The sequence below is a fragment of the Streptomyces sp. NPDC104226 genome (assembly GCF_055584085.1).
In genome coordinates this window covers 507,006-528,125 of sequence record NZ_JBVJMS010000005.1, presented here as the reverse complement: position 1 = coordinate 528,125, position 21,120 = coordinate 507,006, and the positions used below count along the sequence as shown (strand labels likewise).

Sequence of the window (21,120 nt, the reverse complement as noted above, 5' to 3'; positions counted from 1 at the left end):
CCTCGGGGGATACCACCCCGTAATGCCGCAGTGAGATGGTGTCCGCGCAGGTAAGAACGGGGTGAAGGGTTTTTCATGGGGTCAGGGGAGAGCACGGGCGCGAGTACCGACGACAGTGCCGGTGGCATACCCGAGGAGGAGCGGGCCGACCGGACCGACCGGACCGGATCCGGAAACCAAGCCTCCGCCAAGGCGGGCGCGGATGGCGGTACGGGTGCGGACGCGGGCTCGGGCGCGGGTGCACACACGGACGCGGGTACGGAAACGCGTACGGGTCCGGGTGCCGGAGCGGGTCCGCAGACCGCGCCCCCGCCCGGGCGGCCCCGTACGGCCGTCGTCGCCGCCCTGATGCTGACCATGGGCCTCGTCGCCCTCGACGGCGCCATCGTCGCCACCGCCGTCCCGCAGATCGTCGGCGACCTCGGCGGCTTCGCCGTCTTCTCCTGGATCTTCTCGGGCTACATCCTGGCCGGAACGGTCACCCTGCCCGTCTACGGCAAGCTCTCCGACACCTACGGCCGCAAGCCCGTCCTGCTCCTCGGCATCAGCCTCTTCCTGCTCGGCTCCCTGCTCTGCGCGGCCGCCTGGAACATGGCCGCCCTCATCGCCTTCCGGATCCTCCAGGGCCTGGGCGGCGGCGCCCTGCAGGGCACCGTGCAGACCCTGGCCGCCGACCTCTACCCGCTCAAGGACCGGCCGCGCATCCAGTCCCGGATGTCGGTGGTCTGGGCCGGCTCCGCACTGGCCGGCCCCGCGCTCGGCGGGCTGATCGCCACGTACACCGACTGGCGCTGGATCTTCCTGCTCAACCTGCCGCTGGCCGCCGCCGCCCTGTGGATCATCAGCCGCCACCTGGTCGAGCCCACCCGGCCCCCCGGCCGCACCGGCCCCGTCGACTGGGCCGGAGCCGTGGCCGTCTTCGCCTGCGGGGGGCTGTTGCTGTTCGCGCTGGTGCAGGGCGGAGTCGCCTGGCCCTGGCTGTCGGCGCCCTCGCTGGTGCTGCTCGGAGCCTCCGCGGCACTGGGTGTGCTCGTCGTCCGGATCGAACGCCGGGCCGAACAGCCCATCCTGCCCGGCTGGGTGTGGCGCCGGCGCACCATCGCCGCCGTCAACCTGGCCATGGCCGGGCTCGGCCTGCTGATGGTCGCCCCGATGCTGTTCATGCCGACGTACGCCCAGTCCGTACTGGGCCTCGGCCCCACCGGCGCCGGCCTGGTCGCCTCCGCGATGACCCTGAGCTGGCCGATCAGCGCCGCCCTCGCACAGCACGTCTACCGGCGCATCGGCTTCCGCAACACCGCCGCCACCGGGGTCGGCCTGGCCACCCTCATCCTCGGCTCCTTCGCCCTGCTCCCCTACCCCGCCCCGGTCTGGCAGCCCGTGCTGATCATGCTGCTGCTGGGCGCGGCCCTCGGCCTCTTCCAGCTCCCGCTGATCGTGGGCGTCCAGTCCACGGTGGGCTGGGAGGAGCGCGGAACCACCACGGCCTCGGTGCTGTTCTGCCGCAACGTCGGGCAGAGCGTCGGAGCGGCGCTGCTGGGGGCCGTCGCCAACGCCACCATCGCCTCCCGGCTGTCGCAGGCCCCCGTGCCCGGGCTCCCCTCGGACCTCGACGAGGCGTCCCGGGCCCTGAGCCACCCCGGACTCCTTCCCCCGGAGGCCTCCGAGTACCTGCGCCGGGCGGTGGCGGCCGCCGGGGACCACATCTTCCTCGGCGCGAGCCTGGCGGCGGCCGCGTCGGCGCTGGTGCTGCTGCTGGTGGCGCCGCGCCGGTTCCCGGTGCTGCCGGAGCAGCGGGAGGGCTGAGCCGACGCCGCGGAGAGGCCGGGAACTTGTCATGCCCGGGTTGAGTCGGCAACCCTCGGTGGAGACGCCGCACTCCCGGGGGGACCACACATGACGTCCGCGCTGCTCGCACTCGCCTTACTCGCCGCCCTGGCGGGCCCCATCGTCCTGCGCCTGCTCCGCCACCCCGGCTTCGTCACCGGCCGCGACGGGCGCCTCTCCACCTCGACCACGCTCGCCCTCGCCTGGACGGTGATCCTCGTCTGGCTGCTCCTGGCGACCCTCGGCTACGGGCTCACCGCGGGCGGCGGCGTCCGGTGGTTCCAGGGCCCCGAGGGGCCGCTGTCCTCCCTGACGACCGTCTACCTCCCGCTGCTCGGAGGCCCGTACGCCGCCCTCATCGCGGCCAAGGCGGTGGTCGGCATGCGGGTGGAGCGGGGCTCCATGGCCAAACCCGCGCCGAAGGGCACGGAGCGGCGCCCGGTGCACGACCTGATCTCGAACGACGGCGGGCGGACCGACCTCGTCGACCTGCAGTACGTCGCCCTGAGCGCGGTCACGATGCTGTACGTGGTGGCGTTCTTCCTGACGGACGTGGGCGGCGGGCTGCCGAAGCTGCCCGCCGAGATGTGGGCGCTGACCGGGGCGCCGGCCGGGGCCTATCTCCTGAACAAGGTGGCGGTGCGGGGGAATCCCGTGATCACGAGGGTGTCCGTGACGGACGGTCTCCTGACGGTCGAGGGCGGGGGCTTCGGGGACAACCCGCGGGTCGAGGTGGACGGGACCGCCCTCCCTACGACGGTCACCCCTGCCGGGGCCCTGACCGCGGACCTCCCCGCGGCGGCGGCGCCCGCCTTCACGGTGGTGGTCACCACCCACGGCCTCCGCAGCGACCCGTCCCCGTACGCCCCACCGCCCACCCAGCCGCTGCCCGAGCAACCCTCCGAGCAGCCGCCCGCCCCGCAGCCGGCGCAGCCTTCCGACCAGCCGCCCGAGCAGCGGCCCGAGCAGCGGTCGGCGCAGCCTTCCTGACGGGCCCGCTGCGCGGCGCAGAGTCCCCTACCCGCCCTTCCACCGTTCCCCGGGCTACGCCCGGACCCCCTGGGGCTCCGCCCCAGACCCCGCGCCTCAAACGCCGGCGAGGCTGGAATTGCCCTGCGGGCAATCCAGCCCCCTCCGGGTCAGCCCTCGGCCGGGGCGCGGCCCGTCAGGGCGGCCAGGCTGGAGCGGACGTGGTTCATGTGGGCCCGCATCTCGTCCTGGGACTCCCCGTGCTCCCGGAGGATCCGGTCCGTCTCCCGCCCGACCCGCTCCTCCCGCACCCGCGCCTCCGCGATCAGCTCCGCCGCCCTCGCCTCGGCGTCCTCCTGGCCGTGCCGGGCGGTCTCCTGGGCCTGTGCGAAGGCCCGCTTCGCCTCCGCCAGGCGGGATTCCGCGTACCGTTCCAGCTCCGCGTGCCGGGACGCCAGCTCCGCCTCCCGCGCCGCCATCTCCCGCTCCGCCGCGTCCCGGCGCTCCGCGTGCTCCTGCTCGCGCTCCGCGAGCAGCGCGTCCGCCCTGCGGGCCGTGTCCGCCAGCGCGGCCTGCGCCTCCGCCCGCCAGGCCGCCGCGTCGTCCCGCGCCTCGGTCCGCGCGTCGTCCGCCTCGCGCCCCGCCCGCAGCAGTGCCTGCCGGGCCCTGACCTCGGTCTGCTCGCGCACCGCCTCCGCGTCGCCGCGCGCCAGCTCCGCCGTCCGGTCGGCGTGCGCCTCGGCGGCGCCGGCCGCCGCCAGTGCGTCCGCCCGCGCGTCGCCCCGTAGGGTCTCGGACTCCTCCTCGGCCAGCAGCAGGATCCGGCGGGCGCGCTCGCCGAGCTCCTCGTACGTCTGCGGGGCCAGCCCGGAGACCTCCGCGCGCAGCCGCTCCGCCTCCGCCTCCATCTGCTGCACCAGCGCGGTCAGCCGGGCCACGCTCTCCCAGGCCTCGTCCCGGCTCCCCGACAGCCTGGCGAGGTACCGGTCCACCTCTTCCGCCCGGTAGCCACGGCCACGCACGGTCGTAAAGGGTGCACTCATCCTGGAAGCGCCTCTCTCGCGGGGGTTCCTGCCAAGGATGCGTCATTTGGTCACGGAAGCCCGAATGGCCGGGCCGAGACCCTGTTCGAGGGTCTCGACCCGGCCATCCGGATCAGCGGGTACCGGCTAGAGGAGCCCGTCCCACATCTGCTCCAGCAGTACCGACCACCAGTTCTCCGGCGACGCCAGCGCCGCACTGTCGAGCCCTGCCAGGTTCGCCTGGAAGTCGACGGTCCAGCGGCCCGCCTGCTCCGGCGTCAGGTGCTGGCGCAGCCGCCACATGTGACCCAGCATCGCCAGGGACCGTACGAACTGCGGCAGCGAGGAGTTGACGAACTGCGGGGGCACCGGCGCCCCGCCCGGACCGCTCTCCACCGGTACGGCCACGATGTGCGCGGTCCCGTACTGCACGCACAGCGCCTTGCCGAAGTCGCTGCCCACCACCAGGTACGAGCCCGCGTCCGAGGCCGGCTGCACCTGCCGCTGCGCCGCCAGTTCGGCCAGCGTCGGCAGCGGGGCGCCCGGTACGGCCTGGGCCCAGAAGAACGGCCCGAAATCGACCGGCAGTCCGGACCACATCAGCGTCTGCGCCACGATCTCCGGCACGCCCTGCCGGGACACGGCGCGCTGCTCGAAGCGGAACACCCCCTGCGGCCCGAACGCCCCCGCCAGTTCCTGCGCGATCGCGTCGAGCGGGATCGCCGGCTGCAGGGGCACCTGCGGCAGCGGTGCGCGCACCGGCGCGGGGCGCGCCGGTCCGTCCGCCACCTGGTGCAGTTCGCCCTGGTGGGTCAGCAGGTGCCGCATGCCCTGCTGCCGGCCCGCGTGGTCCGTCCCGTACGGGGCCACGCTGGTGATCCGGACCTGCGGCCAGGTCTCGCGGATCATGCGCGCGCAGTAGCCTCCGGGCAGCTCGCACGAGGCCAGCTCGGTGTGCAGCTCCAGCACCTGCTGCGGAGGCACGTTCATCGCCCGCAGCTCGTACAGGATCTGCCACTCCGGGTGCGGGGTACCGGGCGCGGAACGGCGGATGAGCTGCTGCTCGGATCCGTCGGGCGCGCGGTAGCGGAGCACGGCCTGGTAGCCGGGGCCGACCGTGGGGACCCCGGGAGCGGGGGCCTGCGGCACGGGACCGGGCGGCGTGGACGGCTGCCCGGCACCCGGGACCCCGGGAGGACCGGGCGGAGCGGGCTGCTGGGGTCCACCGGGACCGGCCAGCATGGTGGCGGCGTACGCGTCCCCGCGCCCACCGGACGCACCCGGAGCACCCGGAGCACCCGGAGCCCCCGGCGGACCGGGAGGCGCCGGCTGCCCGCCCACGGGCGGACCCGCCAGCATCGTCGCGGCATGATCCAACCCGCCCCCGGGCACACCGGGAGGACCGGGCGGCGCAGGCGGCTGCCCCGCACCCGGAACACCGGGAGGACCCGGCGGACCCGGCTGCTGGGGTCCGCCGGGACCGGCCAGCATCGTGGCGGCGTACGCGTCCCCGCGCCCACCGGACGCACCCGGAGCACCCGGCGGACCGGGAGGCGCCGGCTGCCCGCCCACGGGCGGACCCGCCAGCATCGTCGCGGCATGATCCAACCCACCCCCGGGCACACCGGGAGGACCGGGCGGCGCGGGCGGCTGCCCCGCACCCGGAACACCGGGAGGACCCGGCGGACCCGGCTGCTGCGGGCCACCGGGAGCGGCCAGCATCGTGGCGGCGTACGAAGGCGGTTCCGCGCCACCCGGCGCACCGGGCGGACCCGGCGGGGTCACGGGCGCGGGGGCCCCGGGCCGGTTGACCCGGGCCTTGCTCGTCGGCGCATCGGCGATGTCCCCGCCGGACACCGAACCGGACCCGGACCCGGAACCCGAACCGGCCGACGGGCCCTGCCCGGATGCCGACCCGGAACCGGACGCCTGACCCCGCCCCGACTCCGGGTCCAGCGCGGGCACGACGGCGGTCTTCGGCAGTTCGCTGCCCCTGGGCATCAGGGTCGTGCGCGCCTCCGGGCCCGGCCCCGACGACGCCGGGGCGTCGTCCAGGTCCGACCCGGACAGCGGCGGCGCGAACACCGTCGCCGGCAGCGGTACGGACACCGAGTCCGCACCGGGGTTCACATCGGTCCCGGCCCAGGGCGTGGCCCCGATCGGGACCGCGGCGGGCACCCCGTCGTTGGCGGTCGGCTCGTAGGGGACCTCTCCCCCGCGGCGCAGCGGCACGGGCTCCGGATCCGGCCCGGAAGAGCCCGCCCCGGAGGCGGCCGCGGCCGCCTGCCCGACCGGCGCCGAGGGAGCCGCCGGGGTCGCGGGAGCAGCAGGGGCAGCGGGGGCGGCCGGAGCCGCCGGGATCCCGGCCCGGTCCGCCGCCTCCTGGAGCCACTCCGGCGGACTCAGCATGAACGAGGTCTGCTCCGAGTCGATGCGCGGCACCGGCACCGAAGCCTCGGCCTGCGCGGCCGACGCCCCGTACTCCTCCTCGTAGCGGCGGATCACCTCACCCACCGGCAGGCCGGGCCAGAGCGTCACCTCCCCGCTGTCCCGCGCGATGACGAGCCGCTGCCGGCCGCCCCCGGACACCGGGCCCGCGGGGCGGTCCTCCGCCCACACCACGAAACCGAGTCCGAACTCCCGTACGCGCACCTCGCGGTGCTGGTACGCGGGCACGTCCCCGTTGATCCATTCCTCGGCGCGCTCCTGCGCCTGCGCAAACGTCACCATCGCGCCGTCACCCTTCCACCGGTGCCGCTGCCGGCCCGGCACCCGGAACCGAACGCTCCGCCGAACCGGGAACCGAACCCGGTCCCGGGCCCTGACCTCGGCCCCGACCCGACACGGGAACCGAGCGCGCGAATCCGCCGTCCACCATCAGACCGGCCACCGTTTCCAGTTCCGGCGGATTGCCCGCCAGGCGTTCCAGGAAGGCGTCGAAATCCGTACCGCACGGCAGCAGCAACCGCTCCACGCGCTCCTGCACCGACCAGCCGTCCTGGTCGCGCGCATCGTCGTACGGAGAGAACCAGACCGAGCCGACGGCCTCCCCGCGCACCTTCACGGCGAGGAGCCCGCCCTGGGCGAAGGCCACGCACAGGTAGTCCTTCGTCAGGTGGTCCCGCAGGCACTTGTTGACGTAGACGAGGTCGTTGACCGCCGCCTCCTCGCGCACCGTGAAGAACGGCTGGTCCACCAGCAGGCCCAGCTCCACGTCGAGCCCCGTGCCCGTCGGTGCGCAGCCGCCCGCCGCCTTCAGGAAGGAGCGGTAGGCCTCCGGGAGCCGGTAGCCGAGGTCCTCCTCGACGCCCTGGACCTGCTGCTCGGACACCGAGACCACCGTCTTGGGCAGTCCCAGGTGCACCGGGCGCACCTCCTGCAGGGGCCGCGTCCCGCGCTTGCCGTGGTCCACCGCCGCCGTCGCCAGACCGGCGTGGTGCCTCAGCAGGCACTTGACCTCCACGGGGACCAGCTCCATCCGGCGCGTGCCGGCCACGTGGTGCCAGGTCCAGCCGTGCGGGGTCGACACCGGGCCGACCGTGTCCCACAGTTCGTGGCCGGTCGCCCGCATGGCCGCGTTCGCGGACACGCAGTCGGTCAGGCGCAGCTCGTCCACGCCGAAGCCCTCCGGGGGTTCGGCGATCTCGACGGCCGCGCGCGCGTACGGCGCGAGGTCGGGATGTCCGTTCGCGTCGATGCGGACTCCGTGGGGGTGGCGCGCTGCCCGGACGGGGTCCGGGAAATGCACGACCTGCCCCGCGTAAGCGGAGTTGGGTGGCGCGGCCTGATGCCCGAGCCGACCTGTCGTCATGGCGGTAGCCCCCTGCTGGATCCGGCTGGTTCACCACAGCCTATGTGCTCCGGCGAGGACGTCACCCGCGCGTGTGCGGGGACCCCGCGGGACGGCCGGGAAGATCCGAATTGATACGAATATTCGACCCCGCTTCCACAGGCGAGGAGACATTTGACAGGCTGTCCCCGCAGCACGGGGGCGTGCGCGACAGCGGTCAGCACCGCGGCCACGGGAGGGAAAGCGCAACCATGCAGAACACGGCAGCACGTACGGCAGCGGCCGACGCCCACTCAGGAGGCACGGGAGCCCCGGGATCCGCGGACCCCGCCGGCTCCGGCGACCCCGCCTCGACGGGCGGCCCGGCGGCGACCGGCGGCCCGGCGGCCATCCCGGTGCAGCCCGGCGCCGCGGCCGGCCAGGGCGCGGGCGATCCCCGCCTGCGCTGGGGCGGCGGGGACGGCCGCCCGGCCGTGCCCACGCTGCGGTTCCGCCGGGACGGGATCCTCCCCACCGTGGCGGCCGCCCTGTCCGTCCGCGGCGAAACCCTCACCGGCACCGCCGGCAAGGCGGACCAGCCCCCCGTACTGCACGCCCTCGTACAGGATTTCCTCGACACCCTCACGAGCGGCCAGCGCGAACGTTTCACCGGCCGGTGTCCGGAGGCGATCCTGCTCTCCCGGCACCTGGCCACCGTGGAGGGCGCCCGCAGCAAGCGCGCCTCGCGCAAGCCCCTCACCCCCAGCGAGGCCCGCCGCTCGCTGAAGCACTCCAAGATCACCGCCCGCCGCATCCGCGAGGACGGCGACCCGCTCCACGGCAGCTACGCACCGCCCTGCCGCTCCTGCGAGGCCCTCCTCGCCCACTTCGGCGTCCGCCCCGTCGATCTCTCCCACCCCGAGTAGCCGCCATGACCACCGCTTCCGCTTCGTACGCCCGCTCCTCGGCCACCCGCTTCCCCGTCGCCGTGGACTCCGCCCTGCGCACCGCAGGCTGGGAGCCGGGCCGCTGGGACATCAAGCAGGCCGAGTACTGGGCCGACGCCCTGCGCGACCACACCACCCCCGCCGGGCACCGGCACACCGTCTTCCCGGCCGCCGTCGAGGCCTGGGCGGAGTTCGGGAACCTCACCGTCACCGCCCCGGGGCCGGGCCGCCAGATCGCGCCCACCGCGATCCGCATGGACCCCCTCACGGGGCTCCACCTCGCCCGGACCTTCGCGGACCTCGGCCGCGCCCTCTCCACGCAGCTCTGCCCGCTCGGCGTCGAGGCCGACGGGACCTCGCACCTCGCCCTCGACCGCGAGGGCCGCGTCTACTGCGTGGACCACACCGGCGACTGGTACCTCGGTGCGAGCCTCGACGAGGCCCTCACCCTCCTCCTGACCGGCCTCCAGCCGACCCGCCTGACGACGGGCTAACCCCCGAGCTCCGGAAGCCGCTCCCCGGCCACCGGGTAGCGGCCCTCCTCCAGCCGGAAGAGGTAGGCCCGCAGATCGGCGGCGAGCCCGCCCTCCAGGTAGGCCCGGAACTCGCGCGCCCCCACGGCGGCGTCCCGGTCGGCGGGATGGACGCTGTCCCCGTACTCGGCCAGGGTGAGCGCCAGGTGCTCCTCGACCCGGCCGCGCCCGGCCCACCACAGGCGCACGGTCTGCGGGGTCCACCAGCGGTCCCCGTCGTACGCGTACTCCTGGAAGGGCTCCTCGTCCGCCGCGTTCACGACCTCGCGCACCTCGGCCGGGTTCCGCGGCTGCCGGAAGACGTACTCGAGGGTGCCCTCGGTGCTCGCCGCGTACATCACGTTGCCGGGCGCGTTCAGCCGTCCGGTCCAGCACGTGTCGGTCTCGCCCGTGTAGAAGGGGCCCGGCACGTTCAGCCAGAGCTTCTTCTCCCACCGCCCCTGGAACAGCTTCCGGTCCTCGTCCGTCAGCTCCGCCACCGGATCCCAGCCCACCGTCATCCCCACTTCCCCCCAGTCGCCCCGCGTCACAGCCGCGGGAGCCGCTCCCCGACCTCCGGATACCGGCCTTCCTCCAGCCGGAAAAGATACGCCCGCAGATCCCCGCCGAGGGCGCCGGCCAGATACGCCCGGAATTCCCGTACGCCGGCGGCCGCATCGGCGTCGGCGACCGTGCCGCCCTCCCCGAAGTCCGCGAGCGACTCGGCCAGGTGCGCAACGACCCGCCCCCGGTCCGCCCACCACAGGCGCACGTCGGCCGGGGTCCAGAACAGGTCGCCGTCGCAGAAGTACTCCCCGACGGGATCCGCCCAGGCGGCCTCGGCCACCGCCCGCACCTCCGCCGGATTCCTCGGCTGCCGGAACACGTACTCGGTGCAGTACGCGCTCTCCGCCGTGTACAGCACGTTGTCCGGGGCTTCCATCCGCCCGGTCCAGCAGTTGTCCGTCATACCTGTCCAGAACGGCCCGGGCACGTTCAGCCACAACCGCTCCGGGCGCTCCTCGTGCCGCCCGAAGTTCTCGCGCTCCTCGTCCGTCAGCTCCGCCACCGGATCCCAGGCCACCCCCGCTACCCCCGTCCGCTCGGCAGGACCGCCGAGACCTTGAAGCCGCCCCCGTCCGTCGGGCCGGACACGAACACCCCGCCCAGGCCGAGTACCCGCTCTCGCATGCCGACCAGGCCGTTCCCCCCGCTCGGCAGCCCGGGCTCGGCGGCCTTGCCGTCGCAGGGGCCGTTCTCGACCTGCATGGCCACCTCCCCCTCCCGGTGCGCGAGCCGTACGACGACGCGTGCGCCCGGAGCGTGCTTGTGGCAGTTGGTCAGCGCCTCCTGGACCACGCGGTAGGCGGTCTGCTCCACCTCCGCCGCGTACGCGCAGCACTCCCCGTGCACGTCGAGCTCCACGGTCATCCCGGCCGCCCGCGACTGCCCGACCAGCACCTCCAGCTCGGCCAGCGTCGGCCCGTCGTCGAAGCTCCCCACCAGGGCCACCGGCGCCGTCACGGCCGTCGGCTTCGGCGCCTGGGCCCGCAGCACGCCGAGCATCTCGCGCAGCTCCGTCAGCGCCTGCCGCCCCATGTCCCCGACCAGCGCGGCGTTCTTCGCCGCCTTCACCGGGTCCTTCGCGGCGATCGCCTGGAGCGCCGCCGCGTGCACCACCATGAGGGAGACCCGGTGCGCCACGACGTCGTGCATCTCCCGCGCGATCCGGGTCCGCTCCTCCGTACGGGCCCACTCGGCCCGTTCCTCCGCCCGGTCCGCGAGCAGCGACAGCTCCCGTTCCAGCGAGTCCGCCCGCTCCTGCAGGCTCTCCATCAGCCGCCTGCGGGCCGCCGTGTACAGCCCGAGCAGCACCGGGGGCACGGTCAGCGCCACCGCCACGAACACGGACAGGGTGACGACGAAGGTGCGGCTGATCTCCGGGTCCTCCCGGGTCGACATGTACATCACCACGAAGATCGCGGCCAAGGACATCGACGCCAGAGTCACGGTGATCCGCCGGGGCACCTCGGATCTGGCCAGCGTGTACAGCCCGACCACCCCCATCAGGAACCCCATGGCGGCGGGCGTCACCGCGATGCCGACCAGCACCACGACGATCGGCCAGCGCCGCCGCAGGACGAGCACGGACCCGACCAGCAGCCCGAACAGCACCCCGGCGAAGACCGGGATCCCGGCCTTGTGCGCGAAATCGACGCCCTCCACCCCGCACTCGACGGCGGACACCACGCCGAGCCCCACGTCCCACACGGCCGACCTGCGCCGCTCCCACCACAGGGGCCCGTCCCGCCCGGCCCCCGCCTTCCCCTGCTCTTCCCCCGTACTGGTCATGCGGTCCAGCCTACGCAGCGGGCCCGGCGCGGAGGCGGCCGGAAATCCCGCTGAAGGGCTCGGATTTGTACCGTCGCATTCAGGGCGCCCGGTGCGGCATAGTAGGTCCCGTCGGCTCGACCACCAGGGCTCAATGTCCGGGTTGGCCGATCAATCCCCTGTGGTGTAATTGGCAGCACTGAGGCTTTTGGTGCCTTATGTCCGGGTTCGAGTCCTGGCGGGGGAGCACTGCACGTTCGGGTCCTGACCGCCCCCTGGGGCCTGTCGGGACCCGGCCTCGTTTCGGGGTCGTGACCCCCCGGTATCCTTCACGGGTCCACCACCCGAAGCCGAAGGGCACACCCGTGAGCGCCAACCGCCCGGCAGCCGTCGTCGTACTCGCAGCGGGTGAAGGCACCCGCATGAAGTCGGCCACACCCAAGGTTCTGCACGAGATCAGCGGGCGTTCGCTCGTCGGTCACGTCGTCGCCGCCTCCCGCGAGCTGGACCCCACCCACCTCGTCGTCGTCGTCGGGCACGCCCGCGAGCAGGTCGTCGCGCACCTCGCCACGATCGACTCCGACGTCCGCACCGCGGTCCAGTACGAGCAGAACGGCACCGGGCACGCCGTCCGGATGGCCCTCGAAGAGCTCGGCGACCGCCCCGCCGGCACCGTGGTCGTCGTCTGCGGCGACACCCCGCTGCTGACCGGCGAGACCCTGGCCGCGCTGACGGCCACGCACGAGGCCGACGGCAACGCCGTCACCGTGCTGACCGCCGAGGTTCCCGACTCCACCGGCTACGGCCGGATCATCCGCGGCACCGACGGGGCGGTCACCGCCATCGTCGAGCACAAGGACGCGACCGAGTCCCAGCGCGCCATCCGCGAGATCAACTCCGGGGTCTTCGCCTTCGACGGCGCCCTCCTCGCGGACGCCCTCGGCAAGGTCCGCACCGACAACAGCCAGGGCGAGGAGTACCTCACCGACGTGCTCGGCATCCTGCGCGAGGCCGGCCACCGCGTCGGCGCGGCCGTGGGCGCGGACCACCGGCAGATCCTCGGGATCAACAACCGGGTCCAGCTCGCCGAGGCCCGCGCCCTGCTCAACGCCCGCCTGCTGGAGCGCGCCATGCTCGCCGGCGTGACGATCGTCGACCCGGCGAGCACGCTCGTCGACGTGACGGTGACTTTCGGCCAGGACGCGATCGTGCACCCCGGCACCCAGCTGCTCGGCACCACGCACGTGGCCGAGCAGGCCGAGGTCGGCCCCAACACCCGCCTGAAGGACACGCACGTCGGTGCGGGCGCCCGGGTGGACAACACGGTGGCGGACACCGCCGTCGTCGGCGCCTCGGCGACCGTCGGCCCCTTCGCGTACCTGCGTCCGGGCACGAACCTGGGCGCGAAGGCCAAGGCCGGTACGTACGTGGAGATGAAGAACGCCACGATCGGCGAGGGCACCAAGGTCCCGCACCTGTCCTACGTCGGCGACGCGACGATCGGCGAGTACTCCAACATCGGCGCGGCCAGCGTGTTCGTGAACTACGACGGTGAGAGCAAGCACCACACCACCGTCGGCTCACACTGCAAGACGGGTTCGGACAACATGTTTGTGGCTCCCGTCACCATCGGGGACGGCGCCTACACCGCCGCCGGCTCCGTGATCACGAAGGACGTGCCGCCCGGCGCACTGGCCGTGGCCCGTGGCCAGCAGCGGAATATCGAGGGCTGGGTGGCCCGCAAGCGTCCGGGAAGTGCCGCGGCGGCAGCGGCCCAGTCGGCGGCCGACGAGGCCTCCGGCGAACACTGAGGTGAACTGACCGGAAACGGCTACGCCCGATACGGCGTACCGTGATAGGTGCACGCAATTCGGCTGGCTCACCGTGTGCGGGACGGACGCACATGGGGGCGAGCAGCTTTCCCACGTCTGAGGAGACAGTGCTGTGACCGGGATCAAGACGACCGGCGAGAAGAAGCTGATGCTCTTCTCCGGCCGCGCCCACCCCGAGCTGGCCGAGGAGGTCGCGCACCAGCTCGGTGTCGGTCTCGTGCCGACCAAGGCTTTCGACTTCGCGAACGGCGAGATCTACGTCCGCTTCCAGGAGTCGGCGCGTGGCGCGGACTGCTTCCTGATCCAGAGCCACACGGCTCCGATCAACAAGTGGATCATGGAGCAGCTGATCATGATCGACGCGCTCAAGCGCGCGTCGGCACGCTCCATCACCGTGATCGTCCCGTCCTACGGGTACGCCCGCCAGGACAAGAAGCACAAGGGCCGCGAGCCGATCTCGGCCCGCCTGGTCGCCGACCTGCTGAAGACCTCGGGTGCCGACCGCATCCTCACGGTCGACCTGCACACCGACCAGATCCAGGGCTTCTTCGACGGCCCGGTCGACCACCTTTCGGCCCTGTCGGTCCTCGCGGACTACGTCGGCGCCAAGGTCGACCGCTCCAAACTGACGATCGTCTCCCCGGACGCCGGCCGCGTACGCGTCGCCGACCGCTGGTGCGACCGTCTGGACGCCCCGCTGGCGATCGTGCACAAGCGCCGCGACAAGGACGTCGCCAACCAGGTGACCGTCCACGAGGTCGTCGGTGAGGTCAAGGGCCGCGTCTGCGTCCTGGTCGACGACATGATCGACACGGGTGGCACCATCTGCGCCGCCGCCGACGCGCTCTTCGCGCACGGCGCGGAGGACGTCATCGTGACGGCCACGCACGGCATCCTGTCGGGCCCGGCCGCCGACCGCCTGAAGAACTCCAAGGTCAGCGAGTTCGTGTTCACGAACACCCTGCCGGACCCGTCCGACCTGGAGCTCGACAAGATCACGGTGCTGTCCATCGCCCCGATGATCGCCCGCGCCGTGCGCGAGGTCTTCGAGGACGGCTCGGTCACCAGCCTGTTCGAAGAGCAGCAGTAAGCACCTCCGCTGTGCGCTAGATCGTTTTTGGGTACGGCCTCCCCGCCGGGTACACTCCTCGAGTTGCTCGGCGAGGGAGGCCGTACCTGTTTTCGGATGATCCGAACGGGTCCGGGGTCTCCGTTATCGACGCGCTCTTCGTAGCAGGCCGTTCCGGCCGGGTGACTGTGTCCATTTCCATCACCCCACGAGGAGTGAGCATGTCCGAGGTCAAGCTTTCCGCCCAGATCCGTGACACCTTCGGCAAGGGCTCTGCCCGCCAGGCCCGTCGCGACGCCCTGGTCCCCGGTGTCATCTACGGTCACGGCACCGCCCCGAAGCACGTCAACGTCGAGGGCCACGGCCTGGCGCTGGCGCTCCGCACCCCGAACGTCCTGATCTCCCTGGACATCGCGGGCGAGGGCTCCGAGCTGGTCATCCCGAAGGCCGTTCAGAAGCACCCGCTGAAGCGCTCGATCTCCCACGTCGACTACCTGATCGTCAAGAAGGGCGAGAAGGTCACCGTCGAGGTTCCCGTCGTGACCGAGGGCGACCTGGCCGCCGGCAACAACATGCTGGAGACCCTCCTCGCCACGATCTCCGTCGAGGCCGAGGCCACCCACATCCCCACCGAGATCACCGCCTCCATCGCGGGCCTCGAGGCCGGTGCGACCGTCACCGCCGCCGACCTGGTCCTGCCGGCCGGCACCACCCTGGCCGTCGACGGTGAGACCCCGGTCCTGCAGGTCGTCGCCCCGCAGGCCGAGGAGCCGGCCGCCGAGGCCGCGGGCGACGAGGCCTGAGCCTCGCCCCTCCCCCTCAGCACTTGCTGAACGACCGCCGTCCGGCTCCACTGGAGCGGGACGGCGGTCGTCTTCGTATAAGGAGCTATTGATGTCGGACGACGCGGCGCCCTGGCTGATCGTGGGTCTCGGGAACCCGGGTGCGGAGTACGCGGGCAACCGCCACAACATCGGTTTCATGGTCGCCGACCTGCTGGCGGAGCGGATGCGCGGCAAGTTCAAGGCGCACAAGGCCCGCGCCCAGGTGGTCGAGGGCCGCATCGGCCCGCCGGGACCGCTGAACCGTCGCGTGGTGCTCGCCAAGCCCATGTCGTTCATGAACCTGTCCGGCGGCCCGGTGACGGCGCTGCGGGACTTCTACAAGGTGCCGCTGGACCGGATCGTCGCGGTCCACGACGAGCTGGACATCGACTACCCGACGCTGCGGCTGAAGCTGGGCGGCGGGGACAACGGCCACAACGGGCTGAAGTCGATGACGAAGTCGATGGGCCCGGACTACCACCGGGTGCGCTGCGGCATCGGCCGCCCGCCCGGCCGGATGCAGGTCGCCGACTTCGTGCTGAAGGACTTCTCCTCCACGGAGCGCAAGGAGCTGGACTGGTTCGTCGACCGTTCGGCGGACGCCGTGGAGTGCCTGATCCAGGAGGGCCTGGAGCGCGCGCAGTCCACGTACAACAGTTAGTCGCCAGTACGGCAGAGGGCCCGCACACCGTCCGGTGTGCGGGCCCTCTGCCGTGCCGTACGAAACCTCAGCCGGTGTTGCGCAGGCCGGCCGCCACGCCGTTGACGGTGAGGAGCAGGGCCCGGGACAGGATCGGGTCCGCCTCCTCGCCGCGCTCGGCGGCCGCCCGCTGGCGGGCCAGCAGGGAGACCTGGAGGTAGGAGATCGGGTCCAGGTAGGCGTCGCGGACCGAGAAGGTCTGCTGGAGGACCGGGTTGGAGTCGAGGAGCTTCTCGCCGCCGGTGATCCGCAGGACCTCGCGGACGGTGAGCTCGTGCTCGGCCTCGATGCGGGCGAACACGTGCTTGAGCTCGTCGGGCACCAGGGTGTCGACGTAGTGGCGGGCGATCCGCAGGTCCGTCTTGGCCAGCGTCATCTCGACGTTGGACAGGAAGTTGCGGAAGAAGTGCCAGCGCTCGCCCATCTCGGCCAGCGCGTCGCCCTGGCCCGCCTCGCGCAGGGCCTTGAGGCCCGAGCCGACCCCGTACCAGCCGGGGACGATCTGGCGGGACTGGGTCCAGCCGAACACCCACGGGATGGCGCGCAGGCCGTCGAGGCCGGCGCCGGAGTCGGGGCGGCGCGAGGGGCGCGAGCCCAGGTGCAGGTCGGCGAGCTGGTCCACCGGGGTGGCGGCGAAGAAGTACGCCGGCAGGTCCGGGTCCTCGACGAGCGCGCGGTAGGCGTCGTGCGCGGCGTCGGAGACGGTGTCCATGGCCGCGTCCCAGCGGGCCAGGTCCTCGTCGGACTGGCGCGGGGCGGTGTGCAGGGCGGAGGCCTGGAGGGTGGCCGCGACGGTCAGCTCCAGGTTCTCGCGGGCCAGGGACGGTACGAGGTACTTGTCGGAGATGACCTCGCCCTGCTCGGTGACCTTGATCTCGCCCTCCAGGGTGCCCCAGGGCTGCGCGAGGATCGCGTCGTGCGAGGGGCCGCCGCCGCGGCCGACGGTGCCGCCGCGGCCGTGGAAGAGGCGCAGGCGCACGCCGTAGCGGTGGGCCACGTCGCGCAGCCGGCGCTGGGCGCGGTGGATCTCCCACTGGGAGGTGGTGATGCCGCCGAACTTGGAGGAGTCGGAGTAGCCGAGCATGACCTCCTGGACGTCGCCGCGCAGCGAGACGAGGCGCCGGTAGGAGGGGTCGGCGAGCATCTCGTCGAGGATGACGTCGGCGGCCTTGAGCTCGTCGGTGGTCTCCAGGAGCGGCACGATGCCGATCTTGGCCCAGCCGCCGTGCAGGTCGAGGAGACCGGCCTCGCGGGCGAGGACGGCCGCGGCGAAGACGTCGTCGGCGCCCTGGCACATCGAGATGATGTAGGACTCGACGACCTCGGGGCCGAACTTCTCGAAGGCGTCCTTGATGGCGCCGAACACGCCGAGCGTCTTCTGGCCGGCCGCGTCGAGCGGGGCCGGGGTGGGCGCCAGCGGGCGGCGCGAGCGGAGCTCCTTGGCCAGGAGGCGGCCGCGGTAGTCGCGGGGCATGTCCGCGTACCGCCAGGACTCCTCGCCGAGCCGGTCGAAGAGCTGGCCCAGCGCGTGGTGGTGGGCGTCCGCGTGCTCGCGCACGTCCATCGTGGCGAGCTGGAGGCCGAAGGCGGCCAGCGTGCGGATGGTGCGGTCCATGCGGCCGTCGGCGAAGAGGGCGCCGCGGTGCTCGCGCAGGGAGGTCTGGATGAGGGTGAGGTCGGTGAGCAGCTCGGCGGTGCCGAGGTAGTCGCGGCCTTCCTCGTGCGGGGTGCCCTTGGCGAGGCGCTCGCGGGTGTTGAGGAGCTTCTGCCGGATGCAGGTGGCCTTGAGGCGGTACGGCTCCTCCGCGTTCAGCCGCTTGTAGCGCGGGCTGATCTCGGGGAGGCGCTCCAGGTCGGCCTGGAGGGAGGTGAGGAGTTCCTCGGTGGCGCCGGTGTAGCGGATGGAGTTCGACAGCAGTCCGCGCAGGAAGTCGATGAGTTCCAGGGCGTCGGTGATGCCGTGCTCGTGCTGGAGGATCAGCACGTCCCGGGTCACGTCGGGGGTGACGTTGGGGTTGCCGTCGCGGTCGCCGCCGATCCAGGTGCCGAAGGTGAGCGGGCGGGTGCCGGCCGGGATCTCGATGCCGACGCGCTGGAGCTCGGCGGCGAGGTCCTCCAGGACGTCGCCGACGGCGCCGGCGTGCAGCTCGTCGAGGTAGTAGATCGCGTTGCGGGCCTCGTCGGCGGGCTCGGGACGGACCACGCGCAGTTCGTCGGTCTGCCAGACGAGGTCGATGTTCTCCGCGAGGCGCAGGTCGTGGCGGCGGCGCTCGCCGGCGCCCGAGACGGGCTCCTCCAGGAGGGCCGCGATGCGGCGCAGCTTGTTCAGGACGCTGCGGCGGGCGGCCTCGGTGGGGTGCGCGGTGAAGACGGGGCGGACGTTGAGGTTCTTGACCGTCTCGCGCAGGTGCTCGGGGTCCGCGTCCTTGAGCATGTCGGCCGTGCGGGCCAGCAGGCCCCCCTCGGCGGCGCGGTGCGCGCGCAGCTCCTTGCCGCGGTGCACCTGCTCGGTGACGTTGGCGAGGTGGAAGTACGTGGAGAAGGCCCGTACCAGCTTGGCGGCGGTCTCCAGGTCGGTGTCGCCGAGCAGCTCGGCGGCGGCTTCGCCGTCGGTGCGGGTGAGAGCACGCACCTTTTCGACGAGGTCGAGGAGGTCCTGGCCCTCCTGGCGTACGAGGGTCTCGCCGAGGAGGTCGCCGAGGCGGCGGATGTCCGCGCGCAGCTCGGCATTGGCCGCGCCGGCGGGGGTCGCGGCCGGGGCGGTGGTCGAGTGGGCCTGGTCGGCACTGCTCACAGGTGCGGCTCCTTGCAGTGTTTCGAGCGCTACTGGGAGGTGGGCCCCGGATGCGCGCGGTGGTGCCCGCCCGGACCTGGGTCCGGCGGAGCCACCGCTCCTGATGCGCAGCTCGGGCTGCCCGTGCGGACCGCGCTGTCCGACGACACCAGGATAGGTGGCCCGTACCGGTGACCAGGTCCCTGTGTCACCAGGCGGGACGACGGCCCTGTGACCCGGGCCGATCGGCCCGGGTCCGGCGGCGCGGGGGAGCGTGCGCGGGCCCGCGCGCCCGGGTCCGCGGGCGCGCTCCTCTTGTCGTGCGGGGGAGCTTTGCCATACTTACGTTGCCGTAGGTTACGCACCCGTAGGGACGTGTGGCCGGGCGGCGCCTGCCGACTCCCTCACCCTCAGGGGACACATCCATGACCATCAGTCCCGACGTGATCGAGGACGCCCCGGCGTCTTCCGGCGCGTCCGTGCCGTCCGCGACCCTCGGCGGTGAGAACAAGCGGTCCGTGGAACAGGTCGCACTGCTGCTGTTCATCACCGTCCCCTTCCTCGCCCTGCTCGTCGCGCTTCCGCTCGCGTGGGGCTGGGGGGTGAGCTGGCTGGACGTGGGCCTGATGGTCTTCATGTACTTCCTCACCTGCCACGGCATCACCATCGGTTTCCACCGCTACTTCACGCACGGCTCCTTCAAGGCGAAGCGGCCGCTGCGCATCGCCCTCGCGGTGATGGGCTCGATGGCGGTCGAGGGTCCCCTGGTGCGCTGGGTGGCCGACCACCGCAAGCACCACAAGTACTCGGACCACGAGGGCGACCCGCATTCGCCGTGGCGCTTCGGCGAGACGGTGCCGGCCCTGATGAAGGGCCTGTGGTGGGCGCACATCGGGTGGCTCTTCGACGAGGAGCAGACCGACCAGCAGAAGTACGCCCCGGACCTGATCAAGGACCCGGCGATCCGCCGCATCTCGCGCGACTTCATCTTCTGGACGATGTTCTCGCTGGCGCTGCCGCCGCTGGTGGGCGGTCTGGTGACGATGTCGTGGTGGGGCGCCTTCACGGCGTTCTTCTGGGGCTCCCTGGTCCGGGTCGCGCTGCTGCACCACGTGACGTGGTCGATCAACTCGATCTGCCACGCGGTGGGCAAGCGCCCGTTCAAGTCCCGCGACCGCTCCGGCAACGTGTGGTGGCTGGCGGTGCTGTCCTGCGGCGAGTCCTGGCACAACCTGCACCACGCCGACCCGACCTCGGCCCGGCACGGCGTGCTGCGCGGCCAGGTCGACTCCAGCGCGCGCCTGATCCGCTGGTTCGAACAGCTCGGCTGGGCGTCCGACGTCCGCTGGCCGTCCGAGGCCCGCATCGACGCCCGGCGCAAGGAAGAAGCGTCGAACGCGGCATGATGGGGGACGTGGGAAACGACGGCAGCAGCTCCAGCAGCGAGAAACCCAGGCGCAGCCGCCGGGTCCGGATGACGGGCGCCGAACGGCGTCAGCAACTGCTGGACATCGGCCGCACCCTGTTCGCCGAGAAGGGGTTCGAGGGCACGTCGGTGGAGGAGATCGCGGCGAAGGCCGGAGTCTCCAAGCCGGTGGTCTACGAGCACTTCGGCGGCAAGGAGGGCCTCTACGCGGTCGTCGTGGACCGCGAGATGCGCCAGTTGCTGGACGGGGTGACGGGCGCGCTGACGGCCGGGCACCCGCGGGAGCTCCTGGAGCAGGCGGCCTTCGCGCTGCTGGACTACATCGAGAGCTACACGGACGGTTTCCGGATCCTGGTCCGGGACTCCCCCGTGGCCCAGTCGACGGGCACCTTCGCCTCGCTGATCAGTGACATCGCCACGCAGGTCGAGGACATCCTGGGCCTGGAGTTCAAGGCCCGCGGCTTCGACCCGAAGCTGGCCCCGCTGTACGCGCAGGCGCTGGTCGGCATGGTCGCGCTGACCGGGCAGTGGTGGCTGGAGACGCGCCAGCCGAAGAAGGCCGAGGTGGCGGCGCACCTGGTGAACCTGTCCTGGCACGGGCTGGAGAACCTGGAGGCGAAGCCGCGGCTGGTGGGCCACCGCAAGAAGTGAGCCCCGCGGACCGCGTGCACCCACGGCGGCGCCCCGTCACCGGAGATCCGGTGGCGGGGCGCCGTCGTACGGTGCGCCGGGCCCTTTCCGGGCCGTGCCTCTCCTAGCCGCGCTTCTCCAGGAACTCGATCCGGTTCCCGACCGGGTCCTCCGAGTAGAAGCGGAGGTGTCCCGGCAGGTTCTCGTCCCAGACGACCAGGGCGCCGCGGCTCTCCAGTCTGTCCGCGTAGGCCTCGATGCCCTCGACCCTGAGTCCCGGGTGGGCCTTGCGGGCGGGGCGGAAGTCCTCCTCCACGCCCAGGTGCAGCTGGACGGGCCCGGCGGCGAACCAGCAGCCCCCGCGCGCGGCGAGCACCGGCGGTTTGGGGATCTCGGTCATGCCGAGCACCTCGGTGTAATAGGCGCGCAGCCGCTCCTCCGATCCGGGAGGCGCGGCGAGCTGGACGTGGTCGAGTCCGGCGAGCATGG

At 72.9% G+C, this 21,120-nt stretch carries 18 protein-coding genes and 1 tRNA gene; 11 read left to right on the top strand and 8 right to left on the bottom strand.

All coding sequences use genetic code 11. The features are described from left to right. Positions 1 to 75: 75 nt before the first annotated feature. Positions 76 to 1,806, top strand: a complete 1,731-nt coding sequence (locus ACZ60J_RS18840; protein ID WP_469683134.1) for an MFS transporter — start codon at positions 76 to 78, stop codon at positions 1,804 to 1,806. A 90-nt stretch (positions 1,807 to 1,896) separates the two neighbouring features. Then, positions 1,897 to 2,817: a hypothetical protein gene (locus tag ACZ60J_RS18835; RefSeq protein ID WP_469683132.1), complete on the top strand. Its 921-nt coding sequence runs from the start codon at positions 1,897 to 1,899 to the stop codon at positions 2,815 to 2,817. 149 nt (positions 2,818 to 2,966) lie between these two features. Here the strand turns inward: ACZ60J_RS18835 and ACZ60J_RS18830 are convergent, their stop codons facing one another. From ACZ60J_RS18830 to ACZ60J_RS18820, 3 genes are all read right to left on the bottom strand, one after another. Continuing rightward, positions 2,967 to 3,839: a DivIVA domain-containing protein gene (locus tag ACZ60J_RS18830; RefSeq protein WP_469683130.1), complete on the bottom strand. Its 873-nt coding sequence runs from the start codon at positions 3,837 to 3,839 to the stop codon at positions 2,967 to 2,969. 126 nt (positions 3,840 to 3,965) lie between these two features. Beyond that, positions 3,966 to 6,548, bottom strand: coding sequence for an SUKH-4 family immunity protein (locus ACZ60J_RS18825; RefSeq protein ID WP_469683128.1), 2,583 nt, complete (start codon positions 6,546 to 6,548; stop codon positions 3,966 to 3,968). Between the two features lie 7 nt (positions 6,549 to 6,555). Further along, positions 6,556 to 7,629 carry an SMI1/KNR4 family protein gene (locus ACZ60J_RS18820; protein ID WP_469683126.1) on the bottom strand — a complete coding sequence of 358 codons (1,074 nt, stop codon included), beginning with the start codon at positions 7,627 to 7,629 and terminating at the stop codon, positions 6,556 to 6,558. Positions 7,630 to 7,859: 230 nt separating this feature from the next. Here ACZ60J_RS18820 and ACZ60J_RS18815 point away from each other — a divergent pair, with 230 nt between their 5' ends. Next, positions 7,860 to 8,513, top strand: coding sequence for a YwqJ-related putative deaminase (locus tag ACZ60J_RS18815; protein ID WP_469683124.1), 654 nt, complete (start codon positions 7,860 to 7,862; stop codon positions 8,511 to 8,513). Between the two features lie 5 nt (positions 8,514 to 8,518). Beyond that, entirely contained in the window at positions 8,519 to 9,028 is a 510-nt protein-coding gene (locus tag ACZ60J_RS18810) for an SUKH-3 domain-containing protein (RefSeq protein ID WP_274553056.1), read from the top strand. On the opposite strand, the gene ACZ60J_RS18805 is transcribed toward ACZ60J_RS18810, so the two are convergent. Genes ACZ60J_RS18805 through ACZ60J_RS18795 form a run of 3 tightly spaced genes read right to left on the bottom strand, consistent with a single transcriptional unit; the run spans position 9,025 to position 11,398 of the window. Beyond that, the gene (locus ACZ60J_RS18805) at positions 9,025 to 9,567 is read right to left on the bottom strand and encodes a hypothetical protein (protein WP_469683122.1); all 543 of its coding nucleotides are present in this window, start codon (positions 9,565 to 9,567) and stop codon (positions 9,025 to 9,027) included. The two genes, ACZ60J_RS18810 and ACZ60J_RS18805, sit on opposite strands and share 4 nt — an antisense overlap. Positions 9,568 to 9,593: 26 nt before the next feature. Then, positions 9,594 to 10,130, bottom strand: a complete 537-nt coding sequence (locus tag ACZ60J_RS18800; RefSeq protein WP_469683121.1) for a hypothetical protein — start codon at positions 10,128 to 10,130, stop codon at positions 9,594 to 9,596. A 5-nt stretch (positions 10,131 to 10,135) separates the two neighbouring features. Beyond that, positions 10,136 to 11,398 carry a sensor histidine kinase gene (locus ACZ60J_RS18795; protein WP_469683119.1) on the bottom strand — a complete coding sequence of 421 codons (1,263 nt, stop codon included), beginning with the start codon at positions 11,396 to 11,398 and terminating at the stop codon, positions 10,136 to 10,138. 154 nt (positions 11,399 to 11,552) lie between these two features. On the opposite strand from ACZ60J_RS18795, the gene ACZ60J_RS18790 reads away from it, so the two are divergent. From ACZ60J_RS18790 to pth, 5 genes are all read left to right on the top strand, one after another. After that, positions 11,553 to 11,624, top strand: a tRNA-Gln gene (locus ACZ60J_RS18790). Between the two features lie 118 nt (positions 11,625 to 11,742). Next, a complete protein-coding gene (glmU, locus tag ACZ60J_RS18785; RefSeq protein ID WP_469683118.1) occupies positions 11,743 to 13,188 on the top strand; it encodes a bifunctional UDP-N-acetylglucosamine diphosphorylase/glucosamine-1-phosphate N-acetyltransferase GlmU in 1,446 nt (481 codons plus the stop codon). Between the two features lie 133 nt (positions 13,189 to 13,321). Beyond that, entirely contained in the window at positions 13,322 to 14,299 is a 978-nt protein-coding gene (locus ACZ60J_RS18780) for a ribose-phosphate diphosphokinase (protein ID WP_469683116.1), read from the top strand. 200 nt (positions 14,300 to 14,499) lie between these two features. After that, a complete protein-coding gene (locus ACZ60J_RS18775; RefSeq protein WP_469683114.1) occupies positions 14,500 to 15,081 on the top strand; it encodes a 50S ribosomal protein L25/general stress protein Ctc in 582 nt (193 codons plus the stop codon). Between the two features lie 91 nt (positions 15,082 to 15,172). Continuing rightward, positions 15,173 to 15,763 (top strand): aminoacyl-tRNA hydrolase, encoded by a 591-nt coding sequence (gene pth / locus ACZ60J_RS18770; protein WP_469683112.1) that lies wholly within the window; start codon positions 15,173 to 15,175, stop codon positions 15,761 to 15,763. Between the two features lie 67 nt (positions 15,764 to 15,830). Here the strand turns inward: pth and ppc are convergent, their stop codons facing one another. Then, entirely contained in the window at positions 15,831 to 18,596 is a 2,766-nt protein-coding gene (ppc, locus tag ACZ60J_RS18765; protein WP_469683110.1) for a phosphoenolpyruvate carboxylase, read from the bottom strand. Positions 18,597 to 19,000: 404 nt separating this feature from the next. Between ppc and ACZ60J_RS18760 the strand changes: the two genes are divergently transcribed. Both ACZ60J_RS18760 and ACZ60J_RS18755 read left to right on the top strand, forming a co-directional pair. Then, the gene (locus tag ACZ60J_RS18760) at positions 19,001 to 19,981 is read left to right on the top strand and encodes an acyl-CoA desaturase (RefSeq protein WP_469683108.1); all 981 of its coding nucleotides are present in this window, start codon (positions 19,001 to 19,003) and stop codon (positions 19,979 to 19,981) included. Further along, the gene (locus tag ACZ60J_RS18755) at positions 19,978 to 20,652 is read left to right on the top strand and encodes a TetR family transcriptional regulator (RefSeq protein ID WP_469683107.1); all 675 of its coding nucleotides are present in this window, start codon (positions 19,978 to 19,980) and stop codon (positions 20,650 to 20,652) included. The genes ACZ60J_RS18760 and ACZ60J_RS18755 overlap by 4 nt, the downstream gene beginning before the upstream one ends. A gap of 103 nt (positions 20,653 to 20,755) precedes the next feature. Here ACZ60J_RS18755 and ACZ60J_RS18750 read toward each other — a convergent pair whose 3' ends face one another. Further along, positions 20,756 to 21,118, bottom strand: a complete 363-nt coding sequence (locus ACZ60J_RS18750; RefSeq protein WP_469683105.1) for a VOC family protein — start codon at positions 21,116 to 21,118, stop codon at positions 20,756 to 20,758. Between the last annotated feature and the right edge of the window lie 2 nt (positions 21,119 to 21,120).

What these genes read in the sequence shown, in the direction of transcription:
- ACZ60J_RS18835 (WP_469683132.1), top strand. Translation starts at nt 1,897, where the DNA reads ATGACGTCCGCGCTGCTCGCACTCGCCTTACTCGCCGCCCTGGCGGGC.
- ACZ60J_RS18755 (WP_469683107.1), top strand. Translation starts at nt 19,978, where the DNA reads ATGATGGGGGACGTGGGAAACGACGGCAGCAGCTCCAGCAGCGAGAAA.
- ACZ60J_RS18795 (WP_469683119.1), bottom strand. Translation starts at nt 11,398, where the DNA reads ATGACCAGTACGGGGGAAGAGCAGGGGAAGGCGGGGGCCGGGCGGGAC.
- ACZ60J_RS18750 (WP_469683105.1), bottom strand. Translation starts at nt 21,118, where the DNA reads ATGCTCGCCGGACTCGACCACGTCCAGCTCGCCGCGCCTCCCGGATCG.
- ACZ60J_RS18820 (WP_469683126.1), bottom strand. Translation starts at nt 7,629, where the DNA reads ATGACGACAGGTCGGCTCGGGCATCAGGCCGCGCCACCCAACTCCGCT.
- ACZ60J_RS18830 (WP_469683130.1), bottom strand. Translation starts at nt 3,839, where the DNA reads ATGAGTGCACCCTTTACGACCGTGCGTGGCCGTGGCTACCGGGCGGAA.
- ACZ60J_RS18815 (WP_469683124.1), top strand. Translation starts at nt 7,860, where the DNA reads ATGCAGAACACGGCAGCACGTACGGCAGCGGCCGACGCCCACTCAGGA.
- pth (WP_469683112.1), top strand. Translation starts at nt 15,173, where the DNA reads ATGTCGGACGACGCGGCGCCCTGGCTGATCGTGGGTCTCGGGAACCCG.
- ACZ60J_RS18825 (WP_469683128.1), bottom strand. Translation starts at nt 6,548, where the DNA reads ATGGTGACGTTTGCGCAGGCGCAGGAGCGCGCCGAGGAATGGATCAAC.
- ACZ60J_RS18760 (WP_469683108.1), top strand. Translation starts at nt 19,001, where the DNA reads ATGACCATCAGTCCCGACGTGATCGAGGACGCCCCGGCGTCTTCCGGC.
- ACZ60J_RS18775 (WP_469683114.1), top strand. Translation starts at nt 14,500, where the DNA reads ATGTCCGAGGTCAAGCTTTCCGCCCAGATCCGTGACACCTTCGGCAAG.
- ACZ60J_RS18840 (WP_469683134.1), top strand. Translation starts at nt 76, where the DNA reads ATGGGGTCAGGGGAGAGCACGGGCGCGAGTACCGACGACAGTGCCGGT.
- ACZ60J_RS18810 (WP_274553056.1), top strand. Translation starts at nt 8,519, where the DNA reads ATGACCACCGCTTCCGCTTCGTACGCCCGCTCCTCGGCCACCCGCTTC.
- ACZ60J_RS18805 (WP_469683122.1), bottom strand. Translation starts at nt 9,567, where the DNA reads ATGACGGTGGGCTGGGATCCGGTGGCGGAGCTGACGGACGAGGACCGG.